Annotated in this window: 13 protein-coding genes; 4 read left to right on the top strand and 9 right to left on the bottom strand. The window is 70.7% G+C overall.

Annotation, left to right across the window (positions count from 1 at the left end):
- Window positions 1-3: 3 nt before the first annotated feature.
- Window positions 4-219, bottom strand: a complete 216-nt coding sequence (locus ATC03_RS17670) for a DUF3073 domain-containing protein (RefSeq protein ID WP_067880007.1) — start codon at window positions 217-219, stop codon at window positions 4-6.
- Between the two features lie 183 nt (window positions 220-402).
- On the opposite strand from ATC03_RS17670, the gene ATC03_RS17665 reads away from it, so the two are divergent.
- A complete protein-coding gene (locus ATC03_RS17665; RefSeq protein WP_067880004.1) occupies window positions 403-1,587 on the top strand; it encodes an NAD(P)-binding domain-containing protein in 1,185 nt (394 codons plus the stop codon).
- A gap of 7 nt (window positions 1,588-1,594) precedes the next feature.
- On the opposite strand, the gene ATC03_RS17660 is transcribed toward ATC03_RS17665, so the two are convergent.
- The 5 genes from ATC03_RS17660 to ATC03_RS17640 form a co-directional block, all read right to left on the bottom strand.
- Window positions 1,595-3,706 (bottom strand): APC family permease, encoded by a 2,112-nt coding sequence (locus ATC03_RS17660; protein WP_227820154.1) that lies wholly within the window; start codon window positions 3,704-3,706, stop codon window positions 1,595-1,597.
- A gap of 102 nt (window positions 3,707-3,808) precedes the next feature.
- The gene (gene crcB / locus ATC03_RS17655; protein WP_067880001.1) at window positions 3,809-4,189 is read right to left on the bottom strand and encodes a fluoride efflux transporter CrcB; all 381 of its coding nucleotides are present in this window, start codon (window positions 4,187-4,189) and stop codon (window positions 3,809-3,811) included.
- Complete coding sequence (locus ATC03_RS17650) at window positions 4,186-4,605, bottom strand: fluoride efflux transporter FluC (protein ID WP_067879998.1); 420 nt, start codon at window positions 4,603-4,605, stop codon at window positions 4,186-4,188. The genes crcB and ATC03_RS17650 overlap by 4 nt, the downstream gene beginning before the upstream one ends.
- Before the next feature lie 9 nt (window positions 4,606-4,614).
- Window positions 4,615-5,136 (bottom strand): GNAT family N-acetyltransferase, encoded by a 522-nt coding sequence (locus tag ATC03_RS17645; RefSeq protein WP_067879995.1) that lies wholly within the window; start codon window positions 5,134-5,136, stop codon window positions 4,615-4,617.
- Window positions 5,137-5,175: 39 nt separating this feature from the next.
- Window positions 5,176-5,934 carry a MerR family transcriptional regulator gene (locus tag ATC03_RS17640; protein WP_067879992.1) on the bottom strand — a complete coding sequence of 253 codons (759 nt, stop codon included), beginning with the start codon at window positions 5,932-5,934 and terminating at the stop codon, window positions 5,176-5,178.
- A 214-nt stretch (window positions 5,935-6,148) separates the two neighbouring features.
- On the opposite strand from ATC03_RS17640, the gene ATC03_RS17635 reads away from it, so the two are divergent.
- Window positions 6,149-7,090 carry a DUF4097 family beta strand repeat-containing protein gene (locus tag ATC03_RS17635; RefSeq protein WP_067879989.1) on the top strand — a complete coding sequence of 314 codons (942 nt, stop codon included), beginning with the start codon at window positions 6,149-6,151 and terminating at the stop codon, window positions 7,088-7,090.
- The gene (locus tag ATC03_RS17630; protein WP_067879986.1) at window positions 7,087-7,749 is read left to right on the top strand and encodes a PadR family transcriptional regulator; all 663 of its coding nucleotides are present in this window, start codon (window positions 7,087-7,089) and stop codon (window positions 7,747-7,749) included. The genes ATC03_RS17635 and ATC03_RS17630 overlap by 4 nt, the downstream gene beginning before the upstream one ends.
- A 164-nt stretch (window positions 7,750-7,913) precedes the next feature.
- Here the strand turns inward: ATC03_RS17630 and yczE are convergent, their stop codons facing one another.
- Window positions 7,914-8,645, bottom strand: a complete 732-nt coding sequence (gene yczE / locus ATC03_RS17625; protein WP_067879983.1) for a membrane protein YczE — start codon at window positions 8,643-8,645, stop codon at window positions 7,914-7,916.
- 61 nt (window positions 8,646-8,706) lie between these two features.
- Here yczE and yczR point away from each other — a divergent pair, with 61 nt between their 5' ends.
- Complete coding sequence (yczR, locus tag ATC03_RS17620; RefSeq protein WP_067879980.1) at window positions 8,707-10,185, top strand: MocR-like transcription factor YczR; 1,479 nt, start codon at window positions 8,707-8,709, stop codon at window positions 10,183-10,185.
- 109 nt (window positions 10,186-10,294) lie between these two features.
- Here yczR and ATC03_RS20870 read toward each other — a convergent pair whose 3' ends face one another.
- Window positions 10,295-11,488 carry an LPXTG cell wall anchor domain-containing protein gene (locus ATC03_RS20870; protein ID WP_067879977.1) on the bottom strand — a complete coding sequence of 398 codons (1,194 nt, stop codon included), beginning with the start codon at window positions 11,486-11,488 and terminating at the stop codon, window positions 10,295-10,297.
- A gap of 123 nt (window positions 11,489-11,611) precedes the next feature.
- Window positions 11,612-12,688: a hypothetical protein gene (locus ATC03_RS17610; RefSeq protein ID WP_067879974.1), complete on the bottom strand. Its 1,077-nt coding sequence runs from the start codon at window positions 12,686-12,688 to the stop codon at window positions 11,612-11,614.
- Between the last annotated feature and the right edge of the window lie 115 nt (window positions 12,689-12,803).

Raw genomic sequence — 12,803 nt, 5'->3', positions numbered from 1 at the left:
AGGCTACGCGCGTTGCTCGTGCTGTTCGTCGTCGGTCGCGTAGCTGTCGTCGTCGTCGTCGGCAGCGTACTCCGCCCACTTCGCAGCTTCTTCGGAATATTCGTCATGCGAACTACTCGTGAGTTCGCGCTCAAGCGCGTTGTAGTCGGTGTTCGGGCTGAAGTACTTCAGCTCCCGAGCGACCTTGGTGTGCTTGGCTTTCTGACGGCCGCGCCCCATGCGTGACCCCCTTACGACGTCTGGCCAGGTGGAATGCTCTTCACCCGGCGCTTCTGGTTTATATGAATTTCGTCCGGCCGTCAGTTTAGCACCGCCGTCAGGCACTCAGACGTTGCCATGCACAGCGGCCGAAGTGCACTCGGAGTTGGGCGCGCGCACAGCTGGGCATGGTTCGATGGAGGCGTGACGTCGAGCCCTGAACGCGTGAAGATCGCGGTGATCGGCGCAGGGCAGGCAGGCCTCTCGGTCGCGTACTACCTGCGCCGCTTCCAGCTGGTCGCCGGCGAGGACTTCGTGATGCTCGATCGGGCTCCGGGCGCGGGCGGTGCCTGGCAGCACCGGTGGTCGTCGCTCCGCCTCGGCACGGCGCATCGCGTCAACGACCTGCCCGGAATGGCCGAGCTCGGGCTGAGCTTCGACACCGCTGATCGCACGCTGCCGGCGCGCGAGGTCGTGGCCGACTACTACGGCCGGTTCGAGGAGCACTTCGACCTCAAGGTGCGTCGCCCGATGGACGTGCGCTCGGTCACGAACGAGGGTGTCGACCTCGTCGTGCGCTACGACGACCTCAGCCCGCAGCCGCTCGACGAGCAGCGCGCGCGCGGATTCTTCGGACGCATGCGCAAGTCGTTCCAGGAACCGCCCGAGCAGGCCGCGCCGCGGCACGAGCTCGCGGTCCAGTTCCTCGTGAACGCCACGGGCACCTGGGGCTCGCCGTTCGTGCCCTACTACCCCGGCATGACCGCCTTCCAGGGCCGACACCTGCACACCTCCGACTTCGCCGACGCCGAGGCCTTCCGCGACCAGCACGTCGTCGTGGTGGGCGGGGGCACCTCGGCGATCGGCTTCATGCTCGAGCTCGAGGGCATCGCCGCCGAGCTCACGTGGGTCTCGCGCCGCCCGATCGACTGGCTCGATCGCCAGGAGCTCGACCTCGAGGGGGCCTCCGCCGCGGTCGCCAAGCAAGACGAAGCGGCCCGGTCCGGACGCGCACTGCCGTCGATCGTGAGCGGCACCGGCGTGCCGAAGAACCGCCGCATCGCCGCGGGCATCGAGCGTGGCCTGCTCGTCGCACGCCCCATGTTCGACCGCATCGACGCCGACCGGGTCGTCTGGGAGGGCGACGACGACCACCCCGCGAGCGAGGTGCGCGCCGACGCGATCATCTGGGCCACGGGGTTCCGGCCCGAGCTGCGGCACCTCTCGCCGCTGAAGCTCCGCGAGAAGGCCGGCGGCATCAGCGTCGGTCAGGGCGCCTCGTGGAACGACCCGCGGATCTTCCTCGCCGGATACGGCCCGCAGGCGTCGACCGTCGGCGCGAGTCGCGCCGGGCGCATGATCGCGCGCCAGATCATGGCGATGCTCTAGCCGAGCCCTAGGGCTTCTGCTGCGGCTTGCCCGTGGGGCCGGTGCTGTCGACGGTCGATCGGCGCGGCGGGCGCACGGGCTCGCCTCGGCGGTCCTGGCCGGGCAGGGGGCGCGAGCGGCGACCGTAGATGAGGTCCGACGAGTCGAGCAGCCACGGCACGAGGGTCACGGTGACGCCGTGCACGAGCAGCAGCTTCTGGCTGATGCGGCGAGCCTTGTGGTTGTGGAGGACGCCCTCCCACCAGTGGCCCACGATGAACTGCGGCAGGTAGACCGTCACGACCTCGGAGCCGTGCTCGGCGCGGCGCTGCTTGATGTACTGGATCAGCGGGTAGCTGAGGTCGCGGTACGGCGACGACAGGATGCGCAGTTTCACGTGCACGTTCTGCTTCACCCAGTCCTTCTTCAGCTGCTTCGTCGCGTCCTCGTCGAGCGAGACGTGCACCGCCTCGAGGGAGTCGTGGCGCGCCGCGATGGCGTAGTCGAGGGCCTTGAGCACGGGCTTCTGCATGCGCCCCACGAGCACGATCGCGTGGTCGCCGGTCGCGCCGAACGTGGTGATCGGGTCGGGCTCGATCTCGCGTTCGACGTCGCGGTAGTAGCGGTTCACACCCACCATGAGCGTGAACAGGATCGGCATCATGACGAAGACGATCCAGGCGCCGTGCGTGAACTTCGTGACGGTCACGACGATGAGCACGACCGCGGTCATGCCCGCGCCGATCGAGTTGATCACGAGCGCGCGCAGCATCGCCGACCTCGACAGGGCGCGTTCGTCGTCGGGGGCGCGGCGCTGCGCCGAGGACTTCGCGGCGGGGTGCCGGTGCTTCGAGAGCTCGCGCAGCCAGTGCCGCACCATGCCGGTCTGCCCGAGCGTGAACGACACGAACACGCCGATGATGTACAGCTGGATCAGCACGGTCAGGTTCGCCTGGAACACCACCAGGATCACGGATGCCGCGAGCGCGAGAATGAGCACGCCGTTCGAGTAGATGAGCCGGTCGCCGCGCGTCGAGAGAGACTTGGGGGCGTAGCCGTCGCGCGCGAGCACCGAGCCGAGCAGCGGGAATCCGTTGAACGCCGTGTTGGCCGCGAGGAGCAGCACGAGCGCCGTGGTCGCCTGGATCAGGTAGAAGAACACGGTCGAGTCGCCGAACGTCGCGGCGGCGACCTGCGCCATGAGGCTCTGCTGGGGTTCGGTCGCGCACTCGGCCCAGCCGATGAGGTGGCATGGATCCTCGGCGTAGTGCACCTGCGAGATGAGCGCGAGCGCCGTGAGTCCGGCGAACAGGATGATCGCGATGCCGCCCATGAGCACGAGCGTGCGCTGCGCGTTGCGCACCTTGGGGCGGCGGAACGCGGGCACGCCGTTCGCGATGGCCTCCACGCCCGTGAGGGCGGAGCATCCGCTCGCGAAGGAGCGCAGCAGCAGCAGGATGATGCCCGCCTGCGTGAGCGATTCGGCGTCGACCTGGAACTGCGCCGAATCGGCCACGGGCGGATCGCCCATGACCGTGCGCGTCAGGCCGACCACGATCATCACGAAGACGCTGCCGATGAAGAGGTAGGTCGGCACGGCGAACGCCTTCGACGACTCGCTCACGCCGCGCAGGTTCACGGCGGCCAGGATGATGACGAAGACCACGGCGAGTTCGACGCGGAACGGGTCGAGCTCGGGGATCGCCGAGATGATGTTGTCGACGCCCGACGCGACCGACACCACGACGGTCATGACGTAGTCGACGAGCAGCGCGGAGGCGACCACGAGGCCGGCCTTCTCGCCGAGGTTCTTGTGCGCGACCTCGTAGTCGCCGCCGCCCGACGGGTACGCGCGGATCAGCTGGCGGTACGACGCGACCACCGTCACGAGCAGCACGACGACCGCCACGGCGACCCACGGCGCGAAGCTCAGGAAGGCGAGACCGCCGACCGTGAGGATCATGAGCAGTTCCTGCGGCGCGTACGCCACGGAGCTCAGGGGGTCGCTCGCGAAGATCGGGAGCGCCAGGTGCTTCGGAAGGAGCTGCCCCTCGAGCTTCTCGGTCGGCAGCGGGTCGCCGATGATCCAGTGCTTCGGCGATTTCAGTTCTGGTGGCGGTGAATCCGCCTCATTTGTCACGGCGGATGAGACTACACCCGCCACCGACCATGTCAAGTCGACGGATGCCGCGTGGCCGGAGATCGGCGAGATCCCGCGGCCGGGCGGCGGCCGGGCAGCGCCTCACCGCAGCAGCAGGTACGCGCCGGCGGCCGCCGCGATGCCGAGGGCGAGCGTGACCAGCACGTTGAGGATCGCTGCTCGCCACCGGCCGCCGTCGAGCAGCTCGATGGTCTCGACGCTCCAGGTGCTGAACGTGGTGAGGCCGCCGCAGAAGCCGGTGACGAGCACGAGCCGCAGGTCGCCGTCGATCGCCGCACGTTCGGCGAGCCCGAAGAACGCACCGGCGAGACCGGACCCGACGACGTTCACGATGAGGATGCCGCGGGGCAGGTGCCCCGGCCGAACGGGCAGGGCGCGTGAGAGCGCGAAGCGGATGACGGCGCCGACCGAGCCCGCCACGAGCACGGCGGCCACCACGAGAGGCGTGAGCTGCCCGGTCACAGGGTCTGACCGGCATCCGTGACGGTGGTCGGCATCGGCCGATGCGCGATGCCGGATCCGATGCGGAGTCCGACCGCCGCGAGCCCGAGGCCCCCGACGGCGGAGACGGCCAGGTAGAGGATCGCGAGCCAGGCCTCGCCGGCACCCGTCAGCAGCACGACCGCGGCCAGGACGGCCGACATGGTGGTGAACGACCCGATCACGCCGGAGCCGATGCCGGCCTTCACCCAGTTCGGGGTCGACGGCCTGGTCCAGAGGCCGCCGACGAGCCAGCCGAGCAGGAACGCGCCCACGAGGTTCACGGCGAGGGTGCTGAACGGGAACTCGTCGTCGCCGTGCGGCAGCGCGAGGTCGCACGCCAGGCGGAGGGCGGTGCCGAGGAGTCCGCCGACGAGGACGGCGAGATACGAGCGCACGCGTCGAGATTACGTCGTGGTCGACGGGTTCGGGGCCAGGTCGTGCACCCAGTCGTTCGTGTGCAGCACGATGCCGGGCTTGACCTCGAACTCCAGCGGGCCGAGCAGGGTGAACCCGGCCTTGCGGCAGACGGCGTTCGAGGCGGCGTTGTCGACGCGGGGGTACGCGTGCACCGGAAGCACCTCGCCCGAGGCGCGCGCGACCTCGAGCATGACGGCCACGGCCGCCGGTGCGATGCCCAGCCCGCGGTACTCGGCCTCGACCGACCACCCCGACTCGAACGCGGGCGCGCCTGCGTGCTCGTGGTTCCAGTAGCCGACCATGCCGACGCCCTCGGGGTGGCCGGGGATCATGATGCGGAACTGGTGCGCGGTGCCCTCGGCCTGGAGGCGCAGGTATCGGGCATGGCGCGCGATGACCTGTTCGTCGGTCTCGGGGCCGCCCATCTGGTCCATGAGTTCGGGCGTGTTGGCGCGGCGAAGCAGGTCGAGGTCGTCGGCGGACCAGGGCACGAGCGCGACATCCGTCATGCCCTCACCCAATCACGGCCCACCGACGACGCTCGACTGCTACAGCTCGCGCTCCGCGTACGCGGTCATCGCGTCCCGCACGAAGCGGGCGCCGTCGAGGCCGCCGTAGTTCGCGCCGAAGCGCTCGTCTGCCACGTACATCTCGGCGAGGCCGAGGAAGTACTCCCTGCTCGGGCCCGCTGCGCCGCCGCCCGGCGTGCCGGGAATGCCGCGCAGCCACTCGAACTGGCGCTGCGCGAGCGCCTGCCCTTCATCACCGGCCGGGTCGATGCCGCGCGCGTGCGCGGCGATCCAGTCGGCGTTGAGGCTCGCGAGGCGCTGCTGCCAGGCCCGCTTCTCGTCGGCGCTCATCGAACGCCACCACGCGTCGCTCTTCGCGTACGCGTCGGCGCCCCAACGCTGCTCGACCTCCTCCTTGTACTCGGTGTGGTCGAACCCGTCGAACATCTGCTCTGCCATGAGTCGTTCACCTCCTTCCAATGCGTCGATCGTCCGTTCGACCGACACGATCTGCCGTGCCAGCCGCTGTTCCTCCTTGCGCAGCCATTCGAGATGGCTCCGCAGGGCGTGCGGAGCGCGGTCCTCGCGCTCGAGCACGTCGGCCACCGCCGGGAGTCCGAGGCCCAGGTCGCGCAGCAGCATGATGCGCTGCAGTCGCACGAGCGCCTCGGCGTCGTAGTACCGGTAGCCGTTCGAGCCGATGCGGGCCGGGGCGAGCAGTCCGATGTCGTCGTAGTGACGCAGCGTGCGGCTCGTGGTTCCGGCGAGCTTCGCGATCTCCTGGATCGACCAGTCCACGGCGGTTCCCTTCTCTTCGTCGGTGGCCGTCAGGCTCTTCGCCCAACGGATGCCACGTTAGAGGTTGACGTTACGTCAAGGTCAAGCTCGCAGCATCCGTCCCTCCTTGCAATTCGCGACAACGCGATATATCGTGTTTGTCAGAGACGCGATATATCGCGATATGACGACTTCCGGATGCCGCGGCATCCGACCGCAACAGAAGGAGCACCTCATGACCATCGAACAATGGGTCATCAACCCCGGCGAATCGCGCGTGATCGACCTCGAGCTCGTTCGGCGACTCAAGGTCGGCCTCATCGGCGGCAAGGTCGACGTCATCGCGCACGACGAGCCCGGCGCCCGCATCGAGATCAGCGGCGTCACCGGCAAGGACCTCAAGGTCTCGATCAACGGCGACGTGGTCGAGATCGACCACCCCCAGCTCGGCTGGGACAACTTCATCGACGTCTTCAAGGGCTGGGCCGGCAGCGCGAAGGCCGACGTGTCGATCCTCGCGCCGCGCCACGTCGCGCTGAAGCTCGGCATGATCTCGGGCGACGCCCTCATCGCCGGCTTCACGACCGACGCGAAGATCAGCACCGTCTCCGGCAGCATCGTCGTCGACAACCACGAGGGCGACCTCGACGTGTCGAGTGTCTCGGGCGAGATCTCGGTCGGCAATCACCTCGGCTCCATCGACGCGCACTCCGTGTCGGGCGATGTCGTCGCCACCGGCGAGATCTACCTCTTCGACGCCGACACCGTCTCGGGCAGCATGATCGTCGACGCCAAGGGCACGCCCGGCAAGATCGACACCAACACGGTCTCGGGTTCGCTCACCGTTCGCTACGACGCCGGAGCGGGGGCCCGCTTCCGCATCAACACGGTCGGCGGCACCGTGCTCCTCGACGACACCCGCATCAAGGGCGTGCTCGGCAAGGGCTTCGAGCGCATCACGGGCGAACTCGCGGGCACCTGGCTCGACCTCGCCGCGAACAGCGTCTCGGGTTCGATCTCGGTGATGACGCGTGCTGGGAGCGAGTCCACCGGCAGCACGAGCTGGACCGGCGCCGCATCGAGCGAAGGCACCTCCGACGACAGCGGCACGGCGGATGCCGGCGGCTCCGCCGGGGCCGGAGTCGGCGCCGAACGCGACGCCGAGGCATCCGTATGACCCCCGTCTTCGCCCACGGCAGCCTGCGGCTCTACCTGCTGGCGCTGCTCGCCGAGCAGTCGCGCCACGGGTACGAGCTGATCCAGGCGCTGAGCGACCAGTTCGGCGGCACGTACACGCCGAGTGCGGGCACCATCTACCCGCGCCTGGCGAAGCTCGAAGAAGAGGGACTCGTCACCAAGGCGGCCGATGGGCGCAAGACCGTCTACGAGATCACCGACGCCGGTCGTGCCGAGCTCGAGTCGCGCCGGCACGAGCTCGACGACATCGAGAACGAGGTCACCGACTCGGTGCGACGCCTGGCCGACGGCGTGCGCGCCGAAGTGAACGACGCCATGCGCTCGCTGCGCGCCGAACTGGCGAGCGCCGCGCGCGAGGCCAAGCGCGCCGCGACCACGACCACCGCGGGCGCGGCGGGCGGCGGCGCGGGCTCGGGTGCTGCCGGTGCGACGGGTGGGCCTGGTTCGTCGGATGCCGACCGCATCGAGTCCGAGCGCGCGCTGCAGGAGGCCGACCTCGCGATCGCGGAGTTCCGCCAGCAGCTGCGCACCGATCTCCGCACCCATCGCGGACGCGTGCGTGCGGAATCCGTGACGCTGCTGAAGGCGCGCCTCTCCCAGGTGCGGGCCGACGTGCTCGCGACGCTCTCCGAGCGCTGAGCCCTCGACGCATCGCGCCTCGTCGGTCGGTCGAACCCGCCGGTCGAGGAGCGCAGCGTCAGCGCCGTATCGAGACCAGCGCCCGACCCGAGCGTTCGGCCCGCACCGGCGCCGAGAGGATCACGACGGGTCGGCGGGTGTCCCTCCGCGCCGACCCGCCGAGTTCAGGGGGCCGTCGAGGTCGTCGACGGCGCCGCAGTCGACGCCGGGGTCGGGCCCGCCGCGGTCGACGTCGACTCGCGCTCGCCGGAGGCGCCGGCATCCGCTCGCTCGACCGGTGCTCGCCTGATGGCGAACAGCGGGATCGTGTAGCCGCACAGCGGACCGATGAGCAGCGCGAACGCGACCGTGCCGATGCCGACGTTGCCGCCGAGCAGCCAGCCCGCGGCGAGCACGATGAGCTCGATGCTCGTGCGCACGATCCAGATGCGCCATCCGGTGCGCGCATGGATACCGGTCATGAGGCCGTCGCGCGGCCCGGGGCCGAAGTGCGCGCCGATGTACAGGCCGGTCGCCATCGCGAGCACGAGGATGCCGGCGGGCAGCAGCAGGATGCGCACCCAGAGGTCGAGCCCCGACGGGATGAGCCAGAGCCCCAGGTCGGCCGCCGGCCCGACGAGCAGCACGTTCATGATCGTGCCGAACCCGGGCTTCTGCCGGATCGGGATCCAGAGCAGCAGCACGAACACGCTCGTGATGACCGTGACGAGTCCGAAGTTCAGGCCCGTCTGCTTCGAGATGCCCTGCGTCAGCACATCCCACGGGGCGACCCCGAGCTCGCCCCGCACGATGAGCGCGATGCCGATGCCGTAGAACAGCAGGCCGACGTAGAGCTGCACGAGACGTCGCGCGAGGATCGGCGCGGGATCGCGGAAGGCGGCGGGACGGGAGAGCATGGGCCAATCCAATTCCATGATTGGCCTTTTCGTATACATCCAATTCTCCTAAAGTGGCCTCATGGTTGACCGATCGCTCAGTGCCCGTTCGCTCGAGGTGCTCCTCGGCGACTGGCGCGGACGGGGCAGCGCCTACGAAGCGCTGGCCGACCGCATCCGACTGCTCATCGTCGACGGGCGCATCCCCGTCGAGACGCGACTGCCCGCCGAACGGGACCTCGCCGAACGACTCGGGCTCAGCCGCACGACCGTCGCGGCCGCCTATCGTCGGCTTCGCGAACTCGACCACCTGCACAGCGTCCGCGGATCCGGCAGCGTGGCCAGGCTTCCCGGGGCGCCCGCGATCCTGCCGGCCTCGCTCGAGTCCGAGTACCTCGACTTCTCGAAGGCGGCGCCTCCGGCACTGCCCTGGCTCGCCGACCTGGCCAGGCAGGCGGCCGAGGACCTGCCCGCGCACCTCGGCGACTCCGGCTACGACCCGATCGGCATCCTGCCGCTGCGCGAGGCGATCGCCGACCGGTACACGCGTCGCGGCCTGCCGACCTCGCCCGACCAGATCATGGTGACGATCGGTGCGCAGCACGCCATCGCGCTCGTCGCGCGCACCGTCGTCGCTCGAGGCGACCGGGCGCTCATCGAGATGCCGACCTATCCGCACGCGTACGAGGCGCTGCGCGGAGCCGGTGCGAGGCTCGTCGGATCGCCCGTGGCACCGCATGGGGACGGCCCCGTGGGACCGGTCGCGGGCGCGACCGACGCCGCCATCGCCGCCGACCGCGAAGAGGCCATGAGCCTCGTGCAGTCCATCCGGCACTCGAACCCCGTGCTGGCCTACCTCATGCCCGACTTCCAGAACCCGACCGGCCGCACCATGAGCCGTGAGTCGAGGGGGCGCGTGCTCGACGCGGCCGCCAGGCAGGGCACGGTCGTCATCGCCGACGAGACCATCGCCGAACTCGACATCGACCGCGCGGAGGCGTTCCCGCCCATGGCGGCCGACGGACCCGCCGTGCTCATCGGCAGCGTCGGCAAGACCATCTGGGGCGGGTTGCGCGTCGGCTGGATCCGCGCCGATCGGCCGCTGATCCGCCGGCTGCTCGCGGTACGGCCACCCGGCGACCTCGGTACGCCGATCCTCGACCAGCTGCTCGTGACGCGCGGCCTCGAGCGCATGGACGACATCCTCGCGCTCCGACGCGAGCAACTTCGGGCCGGGCGCGCGCTCGTCGAACGGCGGGTCGCCGAACTGGTGCCCGAGTGGCACGTGCCCCACGTCGACGGTGGCATCGTGACCTGGATCGGCCTCGGTGCACCCGTGAGCTCGCAGCTCGTGCTCGCGGCGCGACAGGAGGGGCTCATCGTCACCGCGGGCCCGCGGTTCGGCATCGACGGCGCATTCGAGCGCTTCCTGCGCGTGCCCATCTGCCAGCCGCTCGACGCGACGGATGCCGCACTCCAGGCGCTCGGCCGCGCCTGGCGCTCGCTCGGCGGCGTGCCGCTCGGCGAGCCGGATCCCGAGTTGCTGGCCTCGGTGGTCTGACGCGCATGGCGGCACGCTGAAGCGGCGACCCGGGCACTGCGGCTCGGATCGCCGCTTCGTCGAAGCCGTGAGCGGTCGGGGCCGCGGACCGCGACCCCGACCGGCTCGCTCAGCGCCGCGTCGGGCGTCGGCGCAGCGCGACCAGCCCCAATCCCATCGCGAGCAGCAGGCCCGCGAGCGGGAACCAGTTCGACTCGACACCGGTCGAGGCGAGCGAGGCGTCCGCGACCATGGTCACGGTCTCGCTCGCCACGCTCGTGTTCGTGCCGGTGCCGCCCGTCGTCCCGGGCGTGCCCGGCTCACTCGGGGTGCCCGGGTCCACGGGGTCCACGGGGTCGACGGGGTCGACCGGGTCGACCGGGTCGACCGGGTCGACCGGGTCCACGGGGTCGGTGGGGTCGACCGGAACCACGACGGTCGTGGATCCTCCGGTCGTGCTGTCGCCGATGACCGAGATGGCGTTGCCGCCCACGGTGATCGGCAGCGAGACGCTCGGGATCAGCTGGGTTCCCCCGAGCAGTCCGCCGACGCCCGACGTCGACGCGTTCCCGCCGCCGGTCGTGGGGGCGACGGTCGTCGCGGCATCCGTCGACGTGCTGTCGCCGATGACCGAGATGGCGTCGCCGCCCACGGTGACCGGGACGACGGCGCCGATGATCGCCTGCGTGCCGCCCAGCAGCGAGTCGTCGCCGCTGGTCGTTGCGCCGCCCCCGGTGCCGGTGCCCGTCGCGGGTGCGACCTGCGTCGTGGCATCCGTCGACGACGAGTCGCCGATGACCGAGATGGCGTTGCCGCCCACGGTGACCGGGATCGCGACGTCGACGAGGCCCTGGAGGCCGCCGAGCAGCGAGTCGTCGCCGCTCGTGGTCGGGGCTGCGGCTGCCGGCTCGGCAGCGGGTGCCGGTGCGACCTCGGTCGTGGCATCCGTCGTCGACGAGTCGCCGATGACCGAGATGGCGTTGCCGCCCACGGTGACCGGGATCGCGATGTCGACGAGGCCCTGGAGGCCGCCGAGCAGCGAGTCGTCGCCGCTGGTGGTCGGGGCTGCGGCTGCCGGCTCGGCAGCGGGTGCCGGCGCGACCTCGGTCGTGGCATCCGTCGACGACGAGTCGCCGACGACCGAGATGCCGTTGCCCGAGATCGTGATCGGTACCGCGAGCGAGACGATCGCCTGCGTGCCCGAGAGGAGGCCGTCGTCGCCGCTCGTCTCCGAGGCGTGCGCGACGCCGGCGCCGAGGAGCGTGAGCCCCCCGGTGAGGAGGGTCGCGTACAGCGCCCTCGTGGCGAATCGCTTGAGATCCATGAGTGTTCTCCTTGACTGGATGGGTTGGATGCTCCGGGCGCGATGCGGCGCGGAGCGATGACCGTGTCCGTCGTCTCGAGGCGCGCAGAACGGCGCGCCTGCGAGCAGGCGGAACGGCCCCCGTCAGTCAGGGGTGGTGTCGGTGCCGAAGACGGGCGACGACGGCAGTGCGTCGTCGACCGAGGTGAGCGCCTGGGTGACCATGGCATCGAGCAGCTGCGAGGCGCCGACGAGGTCGGAGCCGAGCACGCCCGCACTTGAACCCGCGCCTGCAGTGGGACCGCCGGAGGGCAATGGCGCGCCGGCCGGGCCGCCGGTGCCGCCCTGAGGCGCGACCGTGCGCACGAGTCCCGCCTGCGCTGCGGCGTCGCCGACGCCGGGCGGAGGTGAATCGAGGCCGTGATGAGCGCCGGATGTCGCGGCGAACGTGAGACCGGTGGCGCCGGTTCCTGGCGGCTCAGGGCCGCGAGACTCGCCGATCGCCGGAGGCGACACCGGAAGCGAGGGCTCCTGGCCCTCGGATCCGCCGGCAGACCCGTCACCGGGCAGCAGGGGGATGCCGGGGATCTCGGGCAGCACACCGCCGGGAAGTTCGCCCGTCGAACCGATGAGGCCGCCGAGGAGACCGTCGACCGCGCCGGTCACGGGCGTCACGACGCCGCTGACCCCGGAGTCGCCGAGGAGCCCGCCGACCACGGGGCCGAGCACCGGAACACCGCCGACGACCCGGTCGACCGTGCCGACCACGGGATCGAGGATCCTGCCGACGGTGCCGCCGCTCGCGACCTCCGTCAGCGCCTGCGTCGCCTCGCCGACCGTGCCGACGACCGCGGTGTCGACGGTCTCGACGACAGTGTCGACGGTGTCGGTCGTACCGTCCACGACGGGCGGGACGAGCTCGACGACGGGAGCCACGGGTGCGGGCACCGCGGCGACGACGGGTTCGAGCACCGAGTTCACGGGCTCGACGGCCGTGCCGACGACGGCTCCGAGGGTGTCGCCGACGGCGCCGGTCGTGGCCGAGACCCCACCGAGCAGGGAGCCGACCGCGCCGAGCAGGCCCCCGCCGTCGCGTTCGTCGGCCGAGGCGCTCTGGGCGCCCGAGAAGAGCGAGATGGTGAGCCAGGCGGCCGAGATGCCGGCGCCGAGGATGGCGTAGCGGATGCCCGTTCGGCGTCTCGAACTCGTCAGCGAAGCCACCGGATCACCCCCATCCTGTGTGCACCATACCGACTGTCCCCCGAGCAGGGCTAGAGGACACGATGAGATTCGGAGGACGGATACTCGTTTTCACAGGCATCCGTGACCGAATGGG

The organism is Agromyces aureus, assembly GCF_001660485.1.
Lineage (GTDB): Bacteria > Actinomycetota > Actinomycetes > Actinomycetales > Microbacteriaceae > Agromyces > Agromyces aureus.
This window is presented reverse-complemented; position numbering and strand designations above follow the sequence as displayed.

Coding starts and splice junctions, on each gene's coding strand:
- ATC03_RS17635 (WP_067879989.1), top strand. CDS start 6,149: ATGACCATCGAACAATGGGTCATCAACCCCGGCGAATCGCGCGTGATC.
- ATC03_RS17630 (WP_067879986.1), top strand. CDS start 7,087: ATGACCCCCGTCTTCGCCCACGGCAGCCTGCGGCTCTACCTGCTGGCG.
- ATC03_RS17670 (WP_067880007.1), bottom strand. CDS start 219: ATGGGGCGCGGCCGTCAGAAAGCCAAGCACACCAAGGTCGCTCGGGAG.
- ATC03_RS17645 (WP_067879995.1), bottom strand. CDS start 5,136: ATGACGGATGTCGCGCTCGTGCCCTGGTCCGCCGACGACCTCGACCTG.
- ATC03_RS20870 (WP_067879977.1), bottom strand. CDS start 11,488: ATGGATCTCAAGCGATTCGCCACGAGGGCGCTGTACGCGACCCTCCTC.
- yczR (WP_067879980.1), top strand. CDS start 8,707: ATGGTTGACCGATCGCTCAGTGCCCGTTCGCTCGAGGTGCTCCTCGGC.
- yczE (WP_067879983.1), bottom strand. CDS start 8,645: ATGCTCTCCCGTCCCGCCGCCTTCCGCGATCCCGCGCCGATCCTCGCG.